At 39.5% G+C, this 15,749-nt stretch carries 15 protein-coding genes, 1 tRNA gene, 2 rRNA genes, 1 other RNA gene and 1 other annotated feature; of the genes, 15 read left to right on the plus strand and 4 right to left on the minus strand.

Annotation, left to right across the window (positions count from 1 at the left end; genetic code table 11):
• Positions 1-105 (plus strand): 5S ribosomal RNA (gene rrf / locus FA727_RS23450); the annotation flags it as partial.
• Between the two features lie 417 nt (positions 106-522).
• On the opposite strand, the gene FA727_RS23455 is transcribed toward rrf, so the two are convergent.
• The gene (locus tag FA727_RS23455; protein ID WP_306461681.1) at positions 523-1,479 is read right to left on the minus strand and encodes a YaaC family protein; all 957 of its coding nucleotides are present in this window, start codon (positions 1,477-1,479) and stop codon (positions 523-525) included.
• Between the two features lie 112 nt (positions 1,480-1,591).
• Here FA727_RS23455 and guaB point away from each other — a divergent pair, with 112 nt between their 5' ends.
• The 6 genes from guaB (at position 1,592) to FA727_RS23485 (ending at position 8,155) form a co-directional block, all read left to right on the plus strand.
• Entirely contained in the window at positions 1,592-3,058 is a 1,467-nt protein-coding gene (gene guaB / locus FA727_RS23460; RefSeq protein WP_136833869.1) for an IMP dehydrogenase, read from the plus strand.
• Between the two features lie 188 nt (positions 3,059-3,246).
• Positions 3,247-4,620: a D-alanyl-D-alanine carboxypeptidase family protein gene (locus FA727_RS23465; RefSeq protein WP_136833870.1), complete on the plus strand. Its 1,374-nt coding sequence runs from the start codon at positions 3,247-3,249 to the stop codon at positions 4,618-4,620.
• A gap of 238 nt (positions 4,621-4,858) precedes the next feature.
• Positions 4,859-5,740: a pyridoxal 5'-phosphate synthase lyase subunit PdxS gene (gene pdxS / locus FA727_RS23470; protein WP_136833871.1), complete on the plus strand. Its 882-nt coding sequence runs from the start codon at positions 4,859-4,861 to the stop codon at positions 5,738-5,740.
• Positions 5,741-5,746: 6 nt separating this feature from the next.
• Positions 5,747-6,325 (plus strand): pyridoxal 5'-phosphate synthase glutaminase subunit PdxT, encoded by a 579-nt coding sequence (gene pdxT / locus FA727_RS23475; protein ID WP_136833872.1) that lies wholly within the window; start codon positions 5,747-5,749, stop codon positions 6,323-6,325.
• Between the two features lie 54 nt (positions 6,326-6,379).
• Positions 6,380-6,602 (plus strand) — a binding site (T-box leader).
• A 51-nt stretch (positions 6,603-6,653) separates the two neighbouring features.
• Positions 6,654-7,928 carry a serine--tRNA ligase gene (gene serS, locus FA727_RS23480; protein ID WP_136833873.1) on the plus strand — a complete coding sequence of 425 codons (1,275 nt, stop codon included), beginning with the start codon at positions 6,654-6,656 and terminating at the stop codon, positions 7,926-7,928.
• A 134-nt stretch (positions 7,929-8,062) separates the two neighbouring features.
• Positions 8,063-8,155 (plus strand) — tRNA-Ser (locus FA727_RS23485).
• 148 nt (positions 8,156-8,303) lie between these two features.
• Here the strand turns inward: FA727_RS23485 and FA727_RS23490 are convergent.
• The 3 genes from FA727_RS23490 to FA727_RS23500 all read right to left on the minus strand — a co-directional run bounded on the left by FA727_RS23490 (position 8,304) and on the right by FA727_RS23500 (position 11,040).
• Positions 8,304-8,960, minus strand: a complete 657-nt coding sequence (locus tag FA727_RS23490; protein ID WP_136833874.1) for a deoxynucleoside kinase — start codon at positions 8,958-8,960, stop codon at positions 8,304-8,306.
• A gap of 17 nt (positions 8,961-8,977) precedes the next feature.
• Positions 8,978-9,598: a deoxynucleoside kinase gene (locus tag FA727_RS23495; protein ID WP_136833875.1), complete on the minus strand. Its 621-nt coding sequence runs from the start codon at positions 9,596-9,598 to the stop codon at positions 8,978-8,980.
• A gap of 158 nt (positions 9,599-9,756) precedes the next feature.
• Complete coding sequence (locus FA727_RS23500; RefSeq protein WP_136833876.1) at positions 9,757-11,040, minus strand: glycoside hydrolase family 18 protein; 1,284 nt, start codon at positions 11,038-11,040, stop codon at positions 9,757-9,759.
• Between the two features lie 119 nt (positions 11,041-11,159).
• On the opposite strand from FA727_RS23500, the gene tadA reads away from it, so the two are divergent.
• From tadA to FA727_RS23540, 8 genes are all read left to right on the plus strand, one after another.
• Complete coding sequence (tadA, locus tag FA727_RS23505) at positions 11,160-11,657, plus strand: tRNA adenosine(34) deaminase TadA (RefSeq protein WP_136833877.1); 498 nt, start codon at positions 11,160-11,162, stop codon at positions 11,655-11,657.
• A 54-nt stretch (positions 11,658-11,711) separates the two neighbouring features.
• An RNA gene (gene ffs / locus FA727_RS23510) (signal recognition particle sRNA large type) lies at positions 11,712-11,976 on the plus strand.
• A 163-nt stretch (positions 11,977-12,139) separates the two neighbouring features.
• Complete coding sequence (gene dnaX, locus FA727_RS23515; protein WP_136833878.1) at positions 12,140-13,837, plus strand: DNA polymerase III subunit gamma/tau; 1,698 nt, start codon at positions 12,140-12,142, stop codon at positions 13,835-13,837.
• Between the two features lie 16 nt (positions 13,838-13,853).
• Positions 13,854-14,174 carry a YbaB/EbfC family nucleoid-associated protein gene (locus tag FA727_RS23520; protein ID WP_019157245.1) on the plus strand — a complete coding sequence of 107 codons (321 nt, stop codon included), beginning with the start codon at positions 13,854-13,856 and terminating at the stop codon, positions 14,172-14,174.
• 13 nt (positions 14,175-14,187) lie between these two features.
• Positions 14,188-14,784 (plus strand): recombination mediator RecR, encoded by a 597-nt coding sequence (gene recR, locus FA727_RS23525; RefSeq protein ID WP_136833880.1) that lies wholly within the window; start codon positions 14,188-14,190, stop codon positions 14,782-14,784.
• A 21-nt stretch (positions 14,785-14,805) separates the two neighbouring features.
• On the plus strand, positions 14,806-15,024 hold the full coding sequence (locus FA727_RS23530; protein ID WP_136833881.1) for a YaaL family protein: 219 nt from the start codon (positions 14,806-14,808) through the stop codon (positions 15,022-15,024).
• An 82-nt stretch (positions 15,025-15,106) separates the two neighbouring features.
• Positions 15,107-15,370 (plus strand): pro-sigmaK processing inhibitor BofA family protein, encoded by a 264-nt coding sequence (locus FA727_RS23535; protein WP_136833882.1) that lies wholly within the window; start codon positions 15,107-15,109, stop codon positions 15,368-15,370.
• A 279-nt stretch (positions 15,371-15,649) separates the two neighbouring features.
• A 16S ribosomal RNA gene (locus tag FA727_RS23540) occupies positions 15,650-15,749 on the plus strand; the annotation flags it as partial.

The raw sequence follows: 15,749 nt of genomic DNA on the forward strand, positions 1-15,749 counted from the left end.
AGCGAGAAGGTCACACCCGTTCCCATACCGAACACGGAAGTTAAGCTTCTCAGCGCCGATGGTAGTTAGGGGCTGTCCCCTTGTGAGAGTAGGACGTTGCCGGGCAAAGTGAAAGAGTATCTAATGAGGTACTCTTTTTTTGATCTAAGCTCTATTAAAGATGAGTGTTGAATTTATTACCTTGAAAAATAGGCGAACAAAATTCCGGCTAATTCAAGAATCTCACCTATTTATCTATAAATAAGCGGGATTTTTTCGGTTAAGCTATACATTTTTCATGATTTTAAAACTATTTAGGTCACTTAGTGGAAAATCTCCGCCTATTTCACCTGATATCCATTATTTCTCTAATATAAACGGAATTTCTCCGGTTAGTGGGTACACTTGTCAATCAACGATGAACAATAGCAGACTTCAAGAAACAAAAATAGATAAAAGTCACCATAGCGCAACCGCATGGTGACTTTTACTGTATAGCGACATGACTCCGGCCGCATCATGAGAGGAAAGAAGATAAGGTCTCTATTTTTGCTTGTTTATGAGTTGCTGGTAGATCAAAAATGGTCCTTTGTCTAAGGTGATGTGCAAAAAGGTTTCGATTAAAGGAAAATCCTTTGTAGGCATGGTTTTAACTAGTTCACTCCACCATTCTGTTTCGTATCTAGCAATCATACTTAAATTGTAGAGAAGGAGGTAGTGAACCAGTAATTCATTTAAAGTAAAGCCATGTTCTTTTGATAGAGGAAGGGCAAAGGATTGTTTGAAAAGATTGTATTTCAACGGTGTGTAGTCATAAAAGTGCTGTCCTTCTTTTTCAAAAATAAGAAAATCTTTATCAAAATGCTTAAACGTAAATGCTGCCGTGGAAGATTTGCTGATGAAAAAATCGACAAAGCGGTTTTCAGTCATATGAAAAACGTCTAGGACCTTCACTGGAATTAAAAGAGTATTTCTCTCCTCATCCACATTCAAAAAGGAATGTCTTCCCTCTAACTGATGAATTAAATCCGATAGTTCGGGTATTTGTTTGATAAGACTATCCATGGAAACTTTATCTCCTTCTATTTGTTTCATGTGAAACAATTTTTCAGAAATAAAGGGAAATAGGCCAGTCTTTTGAAATTTTACTTCATCTTGGGAAAAGTGATATTGTTGTTTCTTTCTTTTTCTTGTTGAGACTCCATGGGCAAGAACGGAAGTGGTTTCTGGATAATCTGGATCTACCGTTAGGATACATGCCTTAATTAAATGAACAAATCCATAGAAGAGAAGAATAGGTTGGATAATTAATGGTGAGGCTTTGGCCTGCTCATAATATATTTTTCCATGTTCGAGATAATACATAAAAGGGTAGCAATTTTCGTATGCTTTTTTTTCGGACTGTTCAACGCCATTTTTTTTATAGCATTGTTTAAGATAGTCTTGCGTGTAGCTAGCAGAGAAAAACATCGAGAATAAAGACCAATGAAAAGTAGACAACAGACTTACCTCCAAATAATTAGAAAAATCAAACATATAATCTTATCCTTGACAGTATTTTAACCAATTGATAACCTACTAATAATATTTTCGAGTCTAGGAGGTCAAAAAGATGTGGGAAAATAAGTTTGCTAAAGAAGGATTAACCTTTGATGATGTTCTATTGATTCCAGGTAAATCAGAAGTTTTACCGAAGGATGTTAGTTTGCAGGTTCAGCTTACGGATAAGATTAGGTTAAATATTCCGATCATCAGTGCTGGGATGGATACCGTTACTGAAGCAGAAATGGCAATTGCTATGGCCAGACAAGGTGGATTAGGCATTATCCATAAAAACATGTCGATTGAACAACAGGCTGACCAAGTGTTAAAAGTAAAACGATCTGAAAGTGGAGTTATTACAAATCCATTTTTCCTAACCCCTGACCACCAAGTGTATGATGCAGAGCATCTCATGGGGAAATACCGAATCTCTGGTGTCCCTATTGTCAACAATGAAGAAGAGCAAAAGCTTGTTGGCATAATTACCAATCGTGACCTCCGTTTTATTCAAGATTACTCGATCATTATTTCTGATGTAATGACTAAGGAAGACCTCGTTACTGCGCCAGTCGGAACTACGTTGGATGAAGCAGAAAAGATTTTACAAAAGTATAAAATTGAAAAATTACCACTCGTAGATGAAAATGGCATTTTGAAGGGATTAATTACAATCAAGGATATTGAAAAAGTAATTGAATTCCCGAACTCTGCAAAAGACCATGCAGGCCGCTTATTAGTAGGAGCAGCCGTAGGGGTTACAAAAGATACGATGAAGCGTGTAGAAGAGCTTGTGAAGGCTCATGTGGATGTTCTCGTTGTTGATACAGCCCATGGTCACTCTAAAGGGGTAATCGAAACGGTACGCCAAATTCGCGAAGCTTATCCCAATGTAGGACTTATTGCTGGAAACGTAGCAACGGCAGAAGCAACAAGAGAATTAATTGAAGCTGGGGCCGATATTGTCAAAGTCGGAATAGGGCCAGGTTCGATTTGTACGACTCGTGTTGTAGCTGGTGTTGGTGTCCCACAAATTACAGCTGTTTATGATTGTGCAACAGAAGCTCGAAAACATGGAAAAGTGATTATTGCGGATGGTGGCATTAAATACTCTGGAGATATTGTGAAGGCACTTGCTTCTGGTGGTCACGCAGTAATGCTTGGTAGCCTACTCGCAGGAGTGTCAGAAAGCCCAGGCGAAACGGAAATTTACCAAGGGCGTCGCTTTAAGGTTTATCGTGGGATGGGTTCTGTTGCAGCGATGGAAAAAGGCTCGAAGGACCGATATTTCCAAGAGGATAATAAAAAGTTTGTCCCAGAAGGAATTGAAGGAAGACTTCCATATAAAGGACCTCTTCAAGATACAATCTACCAATTAGTAGGTGGGATTCGTTCTGGTATGGGGTACTGTGGAACAAAAGATTTAGAAGCATTACGAGAAAATGCCCAATTCATTCGTATGACGGGTGCAGGTCTCCGAGAGAGTCATCCGCATGATGTTCAAATTACGAAAGAGGCTCCGAACTATTCGATGTCTTAATAAATGAATGGTTGACCATGAATGGACTACTAGTTCATTCATGGTCAATTTTTTTTGCAAATTCCATGGTAAATTAGAGTGCAAAATCAGGACAATCAGACTAAAAATAGGAAAATACTCTATCTATTATTGGATTTGGAACTATGTTAAAATAACAAGAGTGTAAATGAAGACTGGGAGGGCTCATCATGAAAAAAAGCTTAATACAAAAAGGGCTATTATGTTTTTTAACGTTTGTATTAATGTTAGGAATAATACAAAAGCCAGCTGCAGCAGCTGCATCAATAGATATCAATGCGAATGCAGTAATTTTAGTAGATGCTGAAACAGGAAAGATTCTTTATGAAAAGAATGCTGAAACTGTACTAGGAATTGCTAGTATGACTAAAATGATGACTGAGTATCTTCTTTTAGAAGCTGTAAAAGAAGGAAAAGTAAAGTGGGATCAAACATTCACGATTTCACCTGAGCTTTCACAAATGTCTCACGATGATAGTTTAAGTAATGTATATCTACGTGTGGGTTCGAGCTATAAGGTAGAGGATCTTTATTCTGCTATGGCGATTGAATCTGCAAATGCAGCAACTCTTGCAATTGCAGAGATTGTTGGTGGAACAGAACAAAACTTTGTACAGTTAATGAATGAAAAAGCAGAAGAACTAGGTTTAGGAGATTTCAAATTTGTAAACTCTACAGGTTTAAATAACCGTGACTTAGCGAAGCATTATCCTGAGGGGATTGTAGGTGGACCTGAAGAAGAAAACGTGATGTCCGCAAGAGCAGTTGCGAAATTGGCATATCGTATTCTAAAGGATTTTCCAGAGGTATTAGAAACATCTAGTATTCCGGAAAAAACTTTTGCCGAAGGTACTGAAGATCGATTTGTAATGGATAACTGGAACTGGATGTTAGAAGGATTCCGTTCAATGGCGGACGAATATCCAAACTATCAGCAATTCACATATGAAGGTCTTGATGGTTTAAAAACAGGTTCTACTAATTTTGCTGGTTACTGTTTTACGGGAACAGCAATGAAGGATGGACAACGTTATATCACTGTTGTAATGGGAACAAAATCTCAAACAGAGCGTTTTGTAGAAACAAAGAAATTATTAGACTTTGCTTTCAGTAGTTTCAAAAAGGAAGAAATTGTTCCGAAAAACTATCAAGTTAAAGGAAACAAAACCCTTCCTGTTGCAAAAGGGAAAGAAGACAGCGTGAAAATCTACACAAAAGAAGCTCTTACAAGTGTAGTGAGTGTGGATCAAAAGGACAATTTTGAAACAGTTCTTAAGCTTGATGAAAAGAAATTAAATAAAGACGGTGAGTTAACGGCTCCTATTAAAAAGGGAGATAAGGTTGGTACGTTAACGATCAAAGCTAAGGATGGCGAAGAGGCAATTTTCTTAAGTGAAGATGGTCAAAAGAGTCAAACTGTCGACCTTGTAGCAGCAGAGGATGTTGAGAAAGCAAACTGGTTTGTCCTTATGATGCGTGGAATCGGTGGATTCTTCGGAGATTTATTCGGCGGTGTAGCATCAGCGGTAAAAGGCTGGTTCTAATAGGTAGGATGTAAAAGAGATAATTAAATATTTACAAAAAAAAGGTTTCCTGTATTGACAGGAGCCCTTTTTTATTGTTTATTTTCATTAGGAAAGAAACTCATTCCGATAGATTTAGTAGACTTTTTAAGTAAGAACGAGGAAAGTATTTTACCTTTGGCAAAATACACAGCTTCGAAAAAAGACTAAGGATCGTTTTTTGCTTCAAGCAAAAAACTCTAGGAGAGGGGATAGGAACGTGAAGACAGGAACAGATCGTGTTAAACGTGGTATGGCTGAAATGCAAAAAGGTGGCGTCATTATGGACGTTGTTAATGCCGAGCAAGCAAGAATTGCTGAAGAAGCAGGTGCTGTTGCGGTCATGGCACTGGAAAGAGTCCCATCTGATATTCGAGCTGCTGGTGGAGTAGCGCGTATGGCGGATCCTCGAATTGTTGAGGAAGTCATGAATGCTGTGACGATCCCAGTTATGGCAAAAGCACGAATTGGTCACATTGTAGAAGCAAGAGTATTGGAAGCAATGGGTGTTGATTACATCGATGAGAGTGAAGTATTAACACCGGCAGATGAAGAGTTCCATTTAAACAAAAAGGATTATACGGTTCCGTTTGTTTGTGGTTGTCGCGACTTAGGGGAAGCTGCTCGTCGTATCGGTGAAGGAGCTTCGATGTTACGGACAAAAGGCGAACCAGGAACAGGAAATATTGTGGAGGCAGTGCGCCATATCCGAAAAGTAAATGCACAGGTTCGAAAATTGGTGCATATGAGTGAAGATGAAGTGATGACGGAAGCAAAGCTTTTGGGAGCGCCTTATGAGCTTCTATTAGAGATTAAGAGACTTGGACGTTTGCCAGTCGTGAACTTCGCTGCTGGTGGGGTAGCAACGCCTGCAGACGCGGCTTTGATGATGGAATTAGGTGCAGATGGAGTATTTGTTGGCTCTGGTATTTTTAAATCAGAGAATCCAGCTAAATTCGCTCGTGCGATTGTAGAGGCCACGACTCACTATCAAGACTATAAATTGATTGCAGAGCTATCAAAAGAGCTAGGAACACCAATGAAAGGGATTGAGATTTCAACTCTAGCCCCTGAAGCACGTATGCAAGAACGTGGTTGGTAAAAGAAGATGGTGAAGGTAGGCGTGTTAGCGCTGCAAGGGGCAGTTCGCGAGCATATTCAAGCGATCGAAGCTTGTGGAGTGGAAGCAGTTATAATTAAGAAAAAAGAACAGCTAGAAGAAATAGATGGGTTAGTCATGCCTGGTGGCGAGAGTACGGCGATTAGAAGATTAATCGATAAATATGATTTCATGGATGGACTCAAAAGTTTCGCCCAAAATGGCAAGCCGATGTTTGGGACATGTGCTGGACTTATTTTACTAGCGAAAAATTTAGTTGGTTATGATGAATCACATATCGGTGTGATGGATGTGACCGTTGAAAGAAATTCTTTCGGACGACAAAGGGAGAGCTTTGAAGCGAATCTAGATATTGCTGGCATTGCCGATGATTATAATGCCGTCTTCATTCGTGCTCCACACATTGTCCGAGCTGGTGAAAATGTTGAGATTCTGGCCAAGCACAATGAACGTATTGTAATGGCTAGAGAGGGGAATCTATTAGGGTGCTCCTTCCATCCAGAGTTAACGGATGACTATTGTATTACGGCCTATTTTATCAATATGATCAAAGAAACAATTGTATAAAAGGGTTGCAATTGGAAGATAATTATAGTAAATTAAGAGACAAAATTCCCTATAGCAAAAGCAGTGAGAGGAAATAGTAGCAGGAATTCCGTTCGAATAGAGAGCTGATGGTCGGTGCAAATCAGTGAATGGACCTTGTGAATCCATCCTTGAGTGGAGTATGGAAAGCCCTGATATGGGTTAGTAAATACTTTCGGGTAAAACCGTTATTGATTTAAGGTGGAAAGTTTTTTTGCTTTCAACTAGGGTGGCAACGCGGGTAACTCTCGTCCCTTTTTTGGGGACGGGAGTTTTTTGTTGTTCAAAAATAAGTAGGAGGGCATAAGAAATGTTAGATATTAAGTATTTACGTGCTAATTTTGAAGAAGTAAAAGAAAAGCTCCAACATCGTGGAGAGGATTTATCCGACTTCGGTAAATTTGAAGAACTTGATACAAAAAGAAGAGAATTAATTGTTGAGGCGGAAGCATTAAAGAGTAAGCGTAATGAGGTATCTGGGCAGGTTGCGACTCTTAAAAGAGAGAAGCAAGATGCTGACCATCTAATTGCAGAAATGCGCGAAGTTGGGGACAAAATCAAGGTACTAGACGAGGAGCTTCGCGAAGTAGAAGAAGCACTTGAAAATCTATTACTAAGCATTCCAAATATCCCACACGAAAGTGTTCCTGTTGGGGAATCTGAGGATGATAACGTCCTTCATAGAACTTGGGGAGAGGTAAGACAGTTTGATTTTGAACCAAAGCCTCACTGGGAAGTGGCTGACAAATTAGGTATTTTGGATTTCGAACGAGCAGGAAAAGTAACTGGAAGCCGCTTTGTTTTTTATAAAGGGCTAGGGGCTCGTCTTGAAAGAGCGTTATTTAATTTCATGCTTGATCTTCATACAGAAGAACATGGCTATCAAGAAGTGTTGCCTCCATACATGGTGAATCGTGCAAGTATGACGGGTACAGGTCAGCTACCGAAGTTTGAAGAGGATGCTTTCTTAATTGGCAATGAAGACTATTTCTTAATTCCTACGGCAGAGGTACCTGTCACAAACCTTCACCGTGACGAAATTTTAAATGGTGAAGAACTTCCAATCAATTATGCAGCTTTCAGTGCTTGCTTCCGTTCTGAAGCAGGTTCTGCTGGAAGAGACACACGTGGTTTAATTCGTCAGCATCAGTTTAATAAAGTGGAGCTGGTGAAATTTGTTAAACCTGAAGACTCTTATGAGGAACTTGAAAAGCTTACAGGCAATGCTGAAAAAGTACTTCAATTATTAGGTCTTCCATACCGTGTAATGAGAATGTGTACAGGTGATTTAGGTTTTACAGCTGCGAAGAAGTACGATATTGAAGTATGGATTCCAAGCTATGACACGTATCGTGAAATTTCTTCTTGCAGTAACTTTGAAGGATTCCAGGCTCGTCGTGCGAATATCCGCTTCCGTAGAGAGCCAAAGGGCAAACCAGAGCATGTTCATACTCTAAACGGTTCTGGGCTTGCAATTGGAAGAACTGTAGCGGCCATTTTAGAAAATTACCAGCAGGATGATGGAAGTGTCGTAATTCCAGAAGTGCTTCGTCCTTATATGGGAAATCGTGAAGTGATTAAATAATTTTTCAGCAGGGAACGAGTATAATCTCGTTCTCTTTTGTTTATTTCAAATCGATTGTGGCATAATAGTAAAAGTAAAAATGATTTTTTGTTGACATGTCCAAATAGAAATGATATATTATCATTTGTCGATACGGAGGAATACCCAAGTCCGGCTGAAGGGATCGGTCTTGAAAACCGACAGGCGGGTCAAACCGCGCAGGGGTTCGAATCCCCTTTCCTCCTCCATTGATATTGTTGAAAAGCACAAAGCGCATAAATTGGAGATTTAAAATCCGTTACGTAAACCGTAGCGGATTTTTTTTATACAAAAATAGAGTCTGTTTGAAACAATAAAACGGCAATAAAAGTGAGTGAACTTTTATTGCCGCCTTACTTATTTGTTGATATTTAAAATACGTGAAATTTGCTCTAGAATCGGTTCGATTGTTGCGCCTTCTTCTTGAAGGTCATAATCTTTAATGTTTAAGCGAAGAATTGGACAAGCACTGAAATGGCCAATCCAGTCTTCATAGCGTCCGTGCATTTCCTGCCAGTAATCAATCGGTGTTTCCTGTTCCATCGAACGGCCCCGTTTTTGGATTCGTTGAAGGATATCATCTAATGAACCTTCCAAATAAATTAACAAATCGGGATGTGGGAAGTAAGGAGTCATCACCATTGCCTCAAAAAGGCTTGTATAGGTTTCATAATCAACCTTGGACATTGTCCCTTTGTCAAAATGCATTTTGGCAAAAATACCAGTGTCCTCATAAATGGAACGATCTTGAATAAATCCGCCACCGTATTCGAACATTCTCTTTTGTTCCTTAAATCGTTCTGCTAAGAAGTAGATTTGAAGATGGAAGCTCCATCTTTCAAAATCCTTATAAAATTTATCTAAGTACGGATTATCGTGTACGCGTTCAAAAGAAGTCTTAAATTGAAGTGCCTCTGCTAACGCTGTTGTCATCGTCGATTTTCCCACACCAACAGTTCCCGCAATCGTAATTACGGCATTCTTTGGGATATTGTATTTCTCACGAAGATTCATGAAAGGTTCTCCTTCTATCATAGTAATCGGTCTAATTGTGCAAGAATATTGTCTAAATCCTGCTTATTATTAACGAAATCCATATTGTCACCGTTTAAACGGAGGATTGGAATATTTGGATTTTGTTTTTCGAATTCTTGCATGGCTTGTTCATAATCTAAAGATAATTGCTGTAAATAATCAGAGCTAATATTTTTCTCTTGTGAGCGACCACGATGGTTAATTCGGGATAAAAGTGTATCTAAACTTGCCTGTAAGTAAATCATAATATTAGGCTTGGGCATATCTTTTGTTAAAATGTCATAGATGTCTAAGTACTTCGGATATTCGTCTTCCTTCAATGTACGGCGAGCAAAAATTAAGTTTTTATAAATATGATAATCCGCTACAACGGGAATATTTTTATTTAAAAAATGCTCTTTAATATCACTTAATTGCTTATATCGGTTACAAAGGAAAAACATTTCCGTTTGGAAACTCCACTCTTCTAAGTTCTCGTAAAATCTTTCTAAGAACGGATTTTCATCCACAATTTCTAGCAGTAGTGGGTAATCATAGTGCTTTGAAATGGCTTTAGAGAGAGAGGTTTTTCCTACACCGATGGGGCCTTCCACTGTAATAAAAGGTACTTCCTTCATCCTTCTAGCTCCTTTGTTTCAAAAATCGACAAAAAATTTCACCTTCACTATAGTACCATTTATTTGGGTGGATTGGGTTAGTAAAAAAACGGTAGAACGAAATAAAAACGCAAAAAAAGACCAAGCAGTTTGTGTGACACTGCTTGGTTGATAGATTTCTAGCGTTTTGTGACTTCAAAATTTTCTACGATCAATAACCAATTTTGTGGGAAGGATAAGCCAAGTTTCCAGTAGCTCATTCCTCTTAAATTTAATTCTTTGATTAAATCGAATTTTGCTTGGATACTTCTAGCATCTTCAAACCAAACCTCGTGGCGTCTACCTTCACTATCCGTATAATTGAAAAAAGGTGCTTGTGCTTCAGTATCAAATTGAATGGCGACATTGTTATCAGCCGCTAATTGAATAGCCTGCTGTGGGCTTACAGCTCGAGCAACTGTTCCTTGAACAAATGGCAAGGTCCAGTCATAGCCGTATAAGTTTTGGCCCATCATGATTTTGTTTGCTGGCATTTCCGTTAAGGCATATTCAATCACATCGCGAACAGGTCCAATGGGAGAAACGGCCATTGCTGGTCCGCCGCTATAGCCCCATTCATATGTCATGATGACAACAAAGTCGACGATTTCCCCATGTGCTCGGTAATCGTGTGCCTCATACCAAGCACCCTCTTGTTCAGCGCTTGTTTTCGGTGCGAGAGCGGTGGAGATTAGCCACCCATGCTGACGGAAACGATCTCTAGCTTTTCTTAAAAAATTGTTGTATGCTTCCCGATCGGCTGGTCGTAAATATTCCATGTCAAAATGGATATCTCGGAACCCATACTTTTGAGCAGTTGCGACGATGTTATCGAGGAATGTGTTCTGAATGTCCATATCATTTAAAAGGATGCGTCCTAGCTCATCACTAAATTGATCGTTTTCCTGATTGGTAATGACCATCATGAGGATCGCATTGTTTGCTCTCGCGATTGCTGGGAAATCATTTAATAATGGTTCTTTTAATGTTCCATCTCGTTGAGCCTGAAAACTAAAGGGAGCTAAATAAGTTAAGTACGGCGCAGCATCTCTAGCGCTTTGAACGAGCTCTGGAGCAACCGTTGTTCCCCTAGGTTCTACATAAGCATTAAATTCTGCAGCTCTTCTTGGCCTTTGTGGGATGTAAAGCCGAGTGCCGACGTTTAAGGGTAGAGTTGGAGATATTCCATTAATCGAAGCAAGTTGCTGATAAGACATGTTAAATCTCCTTGCGATTGACCATAATGTGTCACCTGGCTGAACCCAATAAAAGCGACCTACAATGGGGACTACTAATGTTTGACCAACAACTAAATTATTTGGATTTGGAATTTCATTAGCTTCTATTAAATCATCAACGGTTGAACCGAAGGCTTGAGCAATCCCATATAATGATTGATTTTGCTGTACAACATGAATTTGCATATCGTTTCCTCCTTGCCCATATTTGCGCTACATTCATCCTATGCAGATGAGTAAGAGAAATTTACTCACTTAAAAAAGTGGGATAAACTATATAGAATCGTTTATATAAGGAGTATCATATGGAAAATGTTAATCATGAAAAATATATGAAAGAAGCCATTCTAGAAGCAAAAAAAGCAGAAGCAATTGGGGAAGTACCAATTGGAGCAGTCGTCGTAATTGATGATGAAATTGTTGCTCGTTCCCATAATTTAAGAGAATCGAATCAATCATCCATTGCCCATGCAGAAATTCTTGCAATTGATGAAGCTTGTAAGCATATCGGCAGCTGGCGATTAGAAAAGGCTACTCTCTATGTGACACTAGAGCCATGTCCAATGTGCGCTGGCGCTAGCATGCTCTCACGTGTTGAGAGAGTCGTGTATGGCGCGAGTGATCCAAAGGGCGGTTGTGCGGGTACGTTTATGAATCTTTTACAGGACAAAAGATTCAACCATCAAAGTGAAGTGGTATCAGGTGTATTAGAGGAAGAATGCGGACAGTTGCTATCTGATTTTTTCAGAAAGCTAAGAGAAAAGAAAAAGAAATTGAAGCTTGAGTCAGATGCTTTACAGTAATTTACAGCTGAGAAAGATTGATTTTTATACGGATTACTAGTATACTTGTCTTTGCCGTGCTAGGTGGGGAGGTAGCGGTGCCCTGTACTCGCAATCCGCTCTAGCGAGACCGAATTCCTTTCCGAGGCTGATGTCCTGTAGGGTCTGCCTTAGGTAAGTGGTGTTGACGCTCGGGTCCTGCGCAATGGGAATCCATGAACCATGTCAGGTCCGGAAGGAAGCAGCATTAAGTGGACACTCCCATGTGCCGCAGGGTTGCCTGAGCCGAGCTAACTGCCTAAGTAACGCTTATGGGCGTCAGTCGAAGAAAGGTGCACGGCTTTACATACGAATTTAAACTCATCCTTTATATAGGGTGAGTTTTTTTATGCCTAAATTTCTCCTGTATGTTTCTCATTCGAAAAAAATTAAGGTATAATGATGAGGACTATCTAATTTGACTAAAATTACTTACATATATTAAATGGGAAGGGGGCGTGGCAGTGAGTTATCAAGCTTTATATCGTGTTTGGCGTCCACAGCGATTCTTCGATGTTGTGGGGCAGGAGCATGTAACCAAGACCCTTCAAAACGCCCTACTTCAAGAGAAAATTTCGCACGCCTATTTGTTCTCAGGCCCACGAGGAACGGGAAAAACGAGTGCCGCGAAAATTTTAGCGAAGGCTGTAAACTGTGAGAAGGCGCCAGTACAGGAACCCTGTAACGAATGCCCTTCTTGTAAGGGAATTACGGACGGTTCGATTTCAGATGTTATTGAAATCGATGCTGCTTCAAATAACGGTGTAGATGAAATAAGAGATATTCGCGATAAGGTCAAGTATGCACCTAGCTCCGTACGTTACAAGGTCTACATTATTGACGAAGTGCATATGCTCTCTATTGGTGCGTTCAACGCTTTACTAAAAACATTGGAAGAGCCACCTCGACATGTCATCTTTATTTTGGCGACTACAGAACCTCATAAAATTCCATTGACCATTCTTTCTAGATGTCAACGCTTTGATTTTAAACGTATTTCGGCTAGCGCCATTGTTGATAGAATGAAGCTTATTGTCGATGAAACAGGGGTAGCTTGTGAAGATAAGGCCATGCAGGTTGTCGCAAGAGCGGCAGAAGGTGGAATGCGTGACGCGCTAAGTCTCCTAGACCAAGCTATTTCCTTTAGTCAGGATACAGTTACGGTCGAAGATGCTTTAACAGTGACAGGAGCTGTTTCACAAAACTTTCTAAACCGTTTGGCACTTGCTGTGAAGGAAAAGAATGTAGCAGCTGGGATCGAAGCATTAGAGGAACTTCTTTTTCAAGGAAAAGATCCTTCGCGATTTGTAGAGGATTTCATCTTGTTTTATCGTGACATGCTTTTATACAAAGCAGCACCGAACTTGGAAGAATCGATGGAAAGAGTCATGCTTGATGAAGAATTTCAAGAGCTGTCTAAACAGATCGAGCAAGAGGAAATTTATGAAATTATTGAAGTGCTGAACAAAACACAGCAGGAAATGCGTTGGACGAACCATCCACGAATTTTTCTTGAAGTAGCTATCGTCAAGCTATGTCAGCTTGCGAATAAAACGAGTTTAGCTTCATCAGGTGAAATTGAACGCTTGTTAATGAAGGTATCTCAGCTGGAAGAACAGCTTCAAGAGATAAAGGCGAATGGGGTTCAAGTAAGCGGAGAGCCGCAAGTAGCTGCAAAACCAGCAGCGCAACGCAGCATGCGTAAAGGGTATCAGGCACCTACTGGGAGAATGAACGAAATCTTAAAGGTTGCCACCAAGAATGATTTAAATATGGTGAAAAGTCGTTGGGGAGAAATGCTAGGTCGACTAGCTCAAAAACAGATGCGTTCTCAAGCTGCGTTGCTAAACGAAGCGGAGCCTGTTGCAGCTTCAACTACTGCTTTTATCATTAAATTTAAATATGAAATCCATTGCCAAATGGCTATGGAGAATGCTAACTTTTTAAATGTCTTAACCAATATATTTGAAGAGCTTGTAGGTAGAAGTTTACAAATTGTTGGAGTTCCAGAAGAACAATGGAGTCAGGTTCGTGGAGAATTCATTAAAGGACACCAAGATGATGACTCAAATGAATTGATCATGGAACAGCCAGAAGACGATTCAGTTGTATCCGAGGCGGTTAAATTATTCGGAGATGCACTTATTGAAATAAAAGAATAATGGAGGAATGAAGGATATGCGTGGAATGGGAAATATGCAAAATATGATGAAACAAATGCAAAAGATGCAAAAGAAAATGGCGGAGGCTCAAGAGGAGCTTGGTGAAAAGCAAATCGAAGGTACTGCTGGTGGCGGTATGGTTACGGTTATTGTTTCCGGACATAAAGAAGTGTTAGAAGTAAAGATTAAAGAAGAAGTTGTCGATCCAGAAGACATCGAAATGTTACAAGACCTAGTGCTTGCTGCAACAAATGATGCTTTGAAAAAGGCAGATGAATTAACAAACCAAACTATGGGGCAATTCACAAAAGGAATGAACCTTCCAGGAATGTTCTAGGAGGGAAAAATACATGTATTATCCTGAACCAATATCTAAGCTGATCGACAGCTTTATGAAATTGCCAGGTATCGGCCCGAAAACGGCCGCACGTCTGGCATTTTTTGTTTTAAGTATGAAAGAGGACACGGTCCTCGATTTTGCCAAGGCATTAGTCAATGCAAAAAGAAATTTAAGCTACTGTTCTGCATGTGGTCATATTACAGATCAAGATCCATGCTATATTTGTACGGATCAACGACGTGACAGATCCGTTATTTGTGTCGTTCAAGATCCAAAGGACGTCATAGCAATGGAAAAAATGAAGGAATATACTGGTCTATATCATGTCTTACATGGCTCTATTTCACCAATGGATGGGATTGGACCAGAAGATATTAATATCCCCGACTTATTAAAGAGACTTCAGGATGAAACAGTAGAAGAAATCATTCTTGCTACGAACCCAAATATTGAGGGAGAGGCAACAGCCATGTATATCTCTCGCCTACTGAAACCATCTGGAATCAGAATTACAAGAATCGCGCATGGTTTACCTGTAGGTGGGGATTTGGAATATGCAGATGAGGTTACATTGTCAAAAGCCCTTGAGGGAAGAAGAGAAGTTTAATCATAATCGGAGGAATTCACCATGTTTTTTCGACGAAAAGGATGGCTGCGCAAAGAATTTGATGAGAAGTTGTTAACACAACTTTCTGATATAAGAACGGATTGGGCCAATCAAAAAGCACTCGTTGACAAAAGCTTTGATCCTTCTGAAGAAATTTTGAGCTATGCGAAATTAACAGAAGCCAAATATTTTTACTTATTAAAGCAAGCGAAGAACCGACAAATCAATATTAGAAAATAAAAAATCCTTCTCCCGAGTCATTATTTGAATAACTTGTACATAGTTTCTATCGTATAGGTTATTTTCGGGAGGAGGATTTTATTTGGAACCAATGGTTGTTATTGCCCTACTAGGAGGACTAATTGTTGTATTTCTTTTCGTGGGTGCTCCTTTAAAGCCCATTCGCTTAGTTGGACAAGGTGTCGTCAAACTATTGATTGGAGCTCTATTTTTGTTTTTCCTGAACATTATCGGAGCTCAATTCGGAATTCATATTCCAATCAATTTGGCTACTTCTGTAGTTTCAGGTTTCCTAGGTATTCCTGGATTATTTGCATTGGTGGCAATTGATACGTGGATTATTTAATTTTTTATAAAAAAAGTGTTGATCTTAAGTTGTGATGGTGGTAACATAGTAAAAGTCGTCACAAGATAACAAGTTAACTACTTTTAAAAAAGTGTTGACATTTGATTGTGAGAATGATATATTTATAAAGTCGCCTCTAAGCGACAGATGATATTTTCGCTAACACGAAAAATCATTATTGTACTTTGAAAACTAAACAAATCATACGTCAACGTTAGTTTTATTTTAATGAAAAACATTTTCGCTAACGCGAAAAAATTTAGAGCTAATTCTTACTCTTTATTGGAGAGTTTGATCCTGGCTCAGGACGAACGCTGGCGGCGTGCCTAATACATGCAAGTCGAGCGCTTGCATATTGAAAGCTTGCTTTCAATATGCT

This window comes from Robertmurraya kyonggiensis (assembly GCF_005116465.1).
GTDB classification, from domain to species: Bacteria; Bacillota; Bacilli; order Bacillales; family Cytobacillaceae; genus Robertmurraya; species Robertmurraya kyonggiensis.

Coding starts and splice junctions, on each gene's coding strand:
- FA727_RS23500 (WP_136833876.1), bottom strand. CDS start 11,040: ATGCAAATTCATGTTGTACAGCAAAATCAATCATTATATGGGATTGCT.
- FA727_RS23520 (WP_019157245.1), top strand. CDS start 13,854: ATGCGTGGAATGGGAAATATGCAAAATATGATGAAACAAATGCAAAAG.
- FA727_RS23530 (WP_136833881.1), top strand. CDS start 14,806: ATGTTTTTTCGACGAAAAGGATGGCTGCGCAAAGAATTTGATGAGAAG.
- FA727_RS23490 (WP_136833874.1), bottom strand. CDS start 8,960: ATGAATCTTCGTGAGAAATACAATATCCCAAAGAATGCCGTAATTACG.
- FA727_RS23465 (WP_136833870.1), top strand. CDS start 3,247: ATGAAAAAAAGCTTAATACAAAAAGGGCTATTATGTTTTTTAACGTTT.
- recR (WP_136833880.1), top strand. CDS start 14,188: ATGTATTATCCTGAACCAATATCTAAGCTGATCGACAGCTTTATGAAA.
- FA727_RS23495 (WP_136833875.1), bottom strand. CDS start 9,598: ATGAAGGAAGTACCTTTTATTACAGTGGAAGGCCCCATCGGTGTAGGA.
- guaB (WP_136833869.1), top strand. CDS start 1,592: ATGTGGGAAAATAAGTTTGCTAAAGAAGGATTAACCTTTGATGATGTT.
- serS (WP_136833873.1), top strand. CDS start 6,654: ATGTTAGATATTAAGTATTTACGTGCTAATTTTGAAGAAGTAAAAGAA.
- pdxT (WP_136833872.1), top strand. CDS start 5,747: ATGGTGAAGGTAGGCGTGTTAGCGCTGCAAGGGGCAGTTCGCGAGCAT.
- tadA (WP_136833877.1), top strand. CDS start 11,160: ATGGAAAATGTTAATCATGAAAAATATATGAAAGAAGCCATTCTAGAA.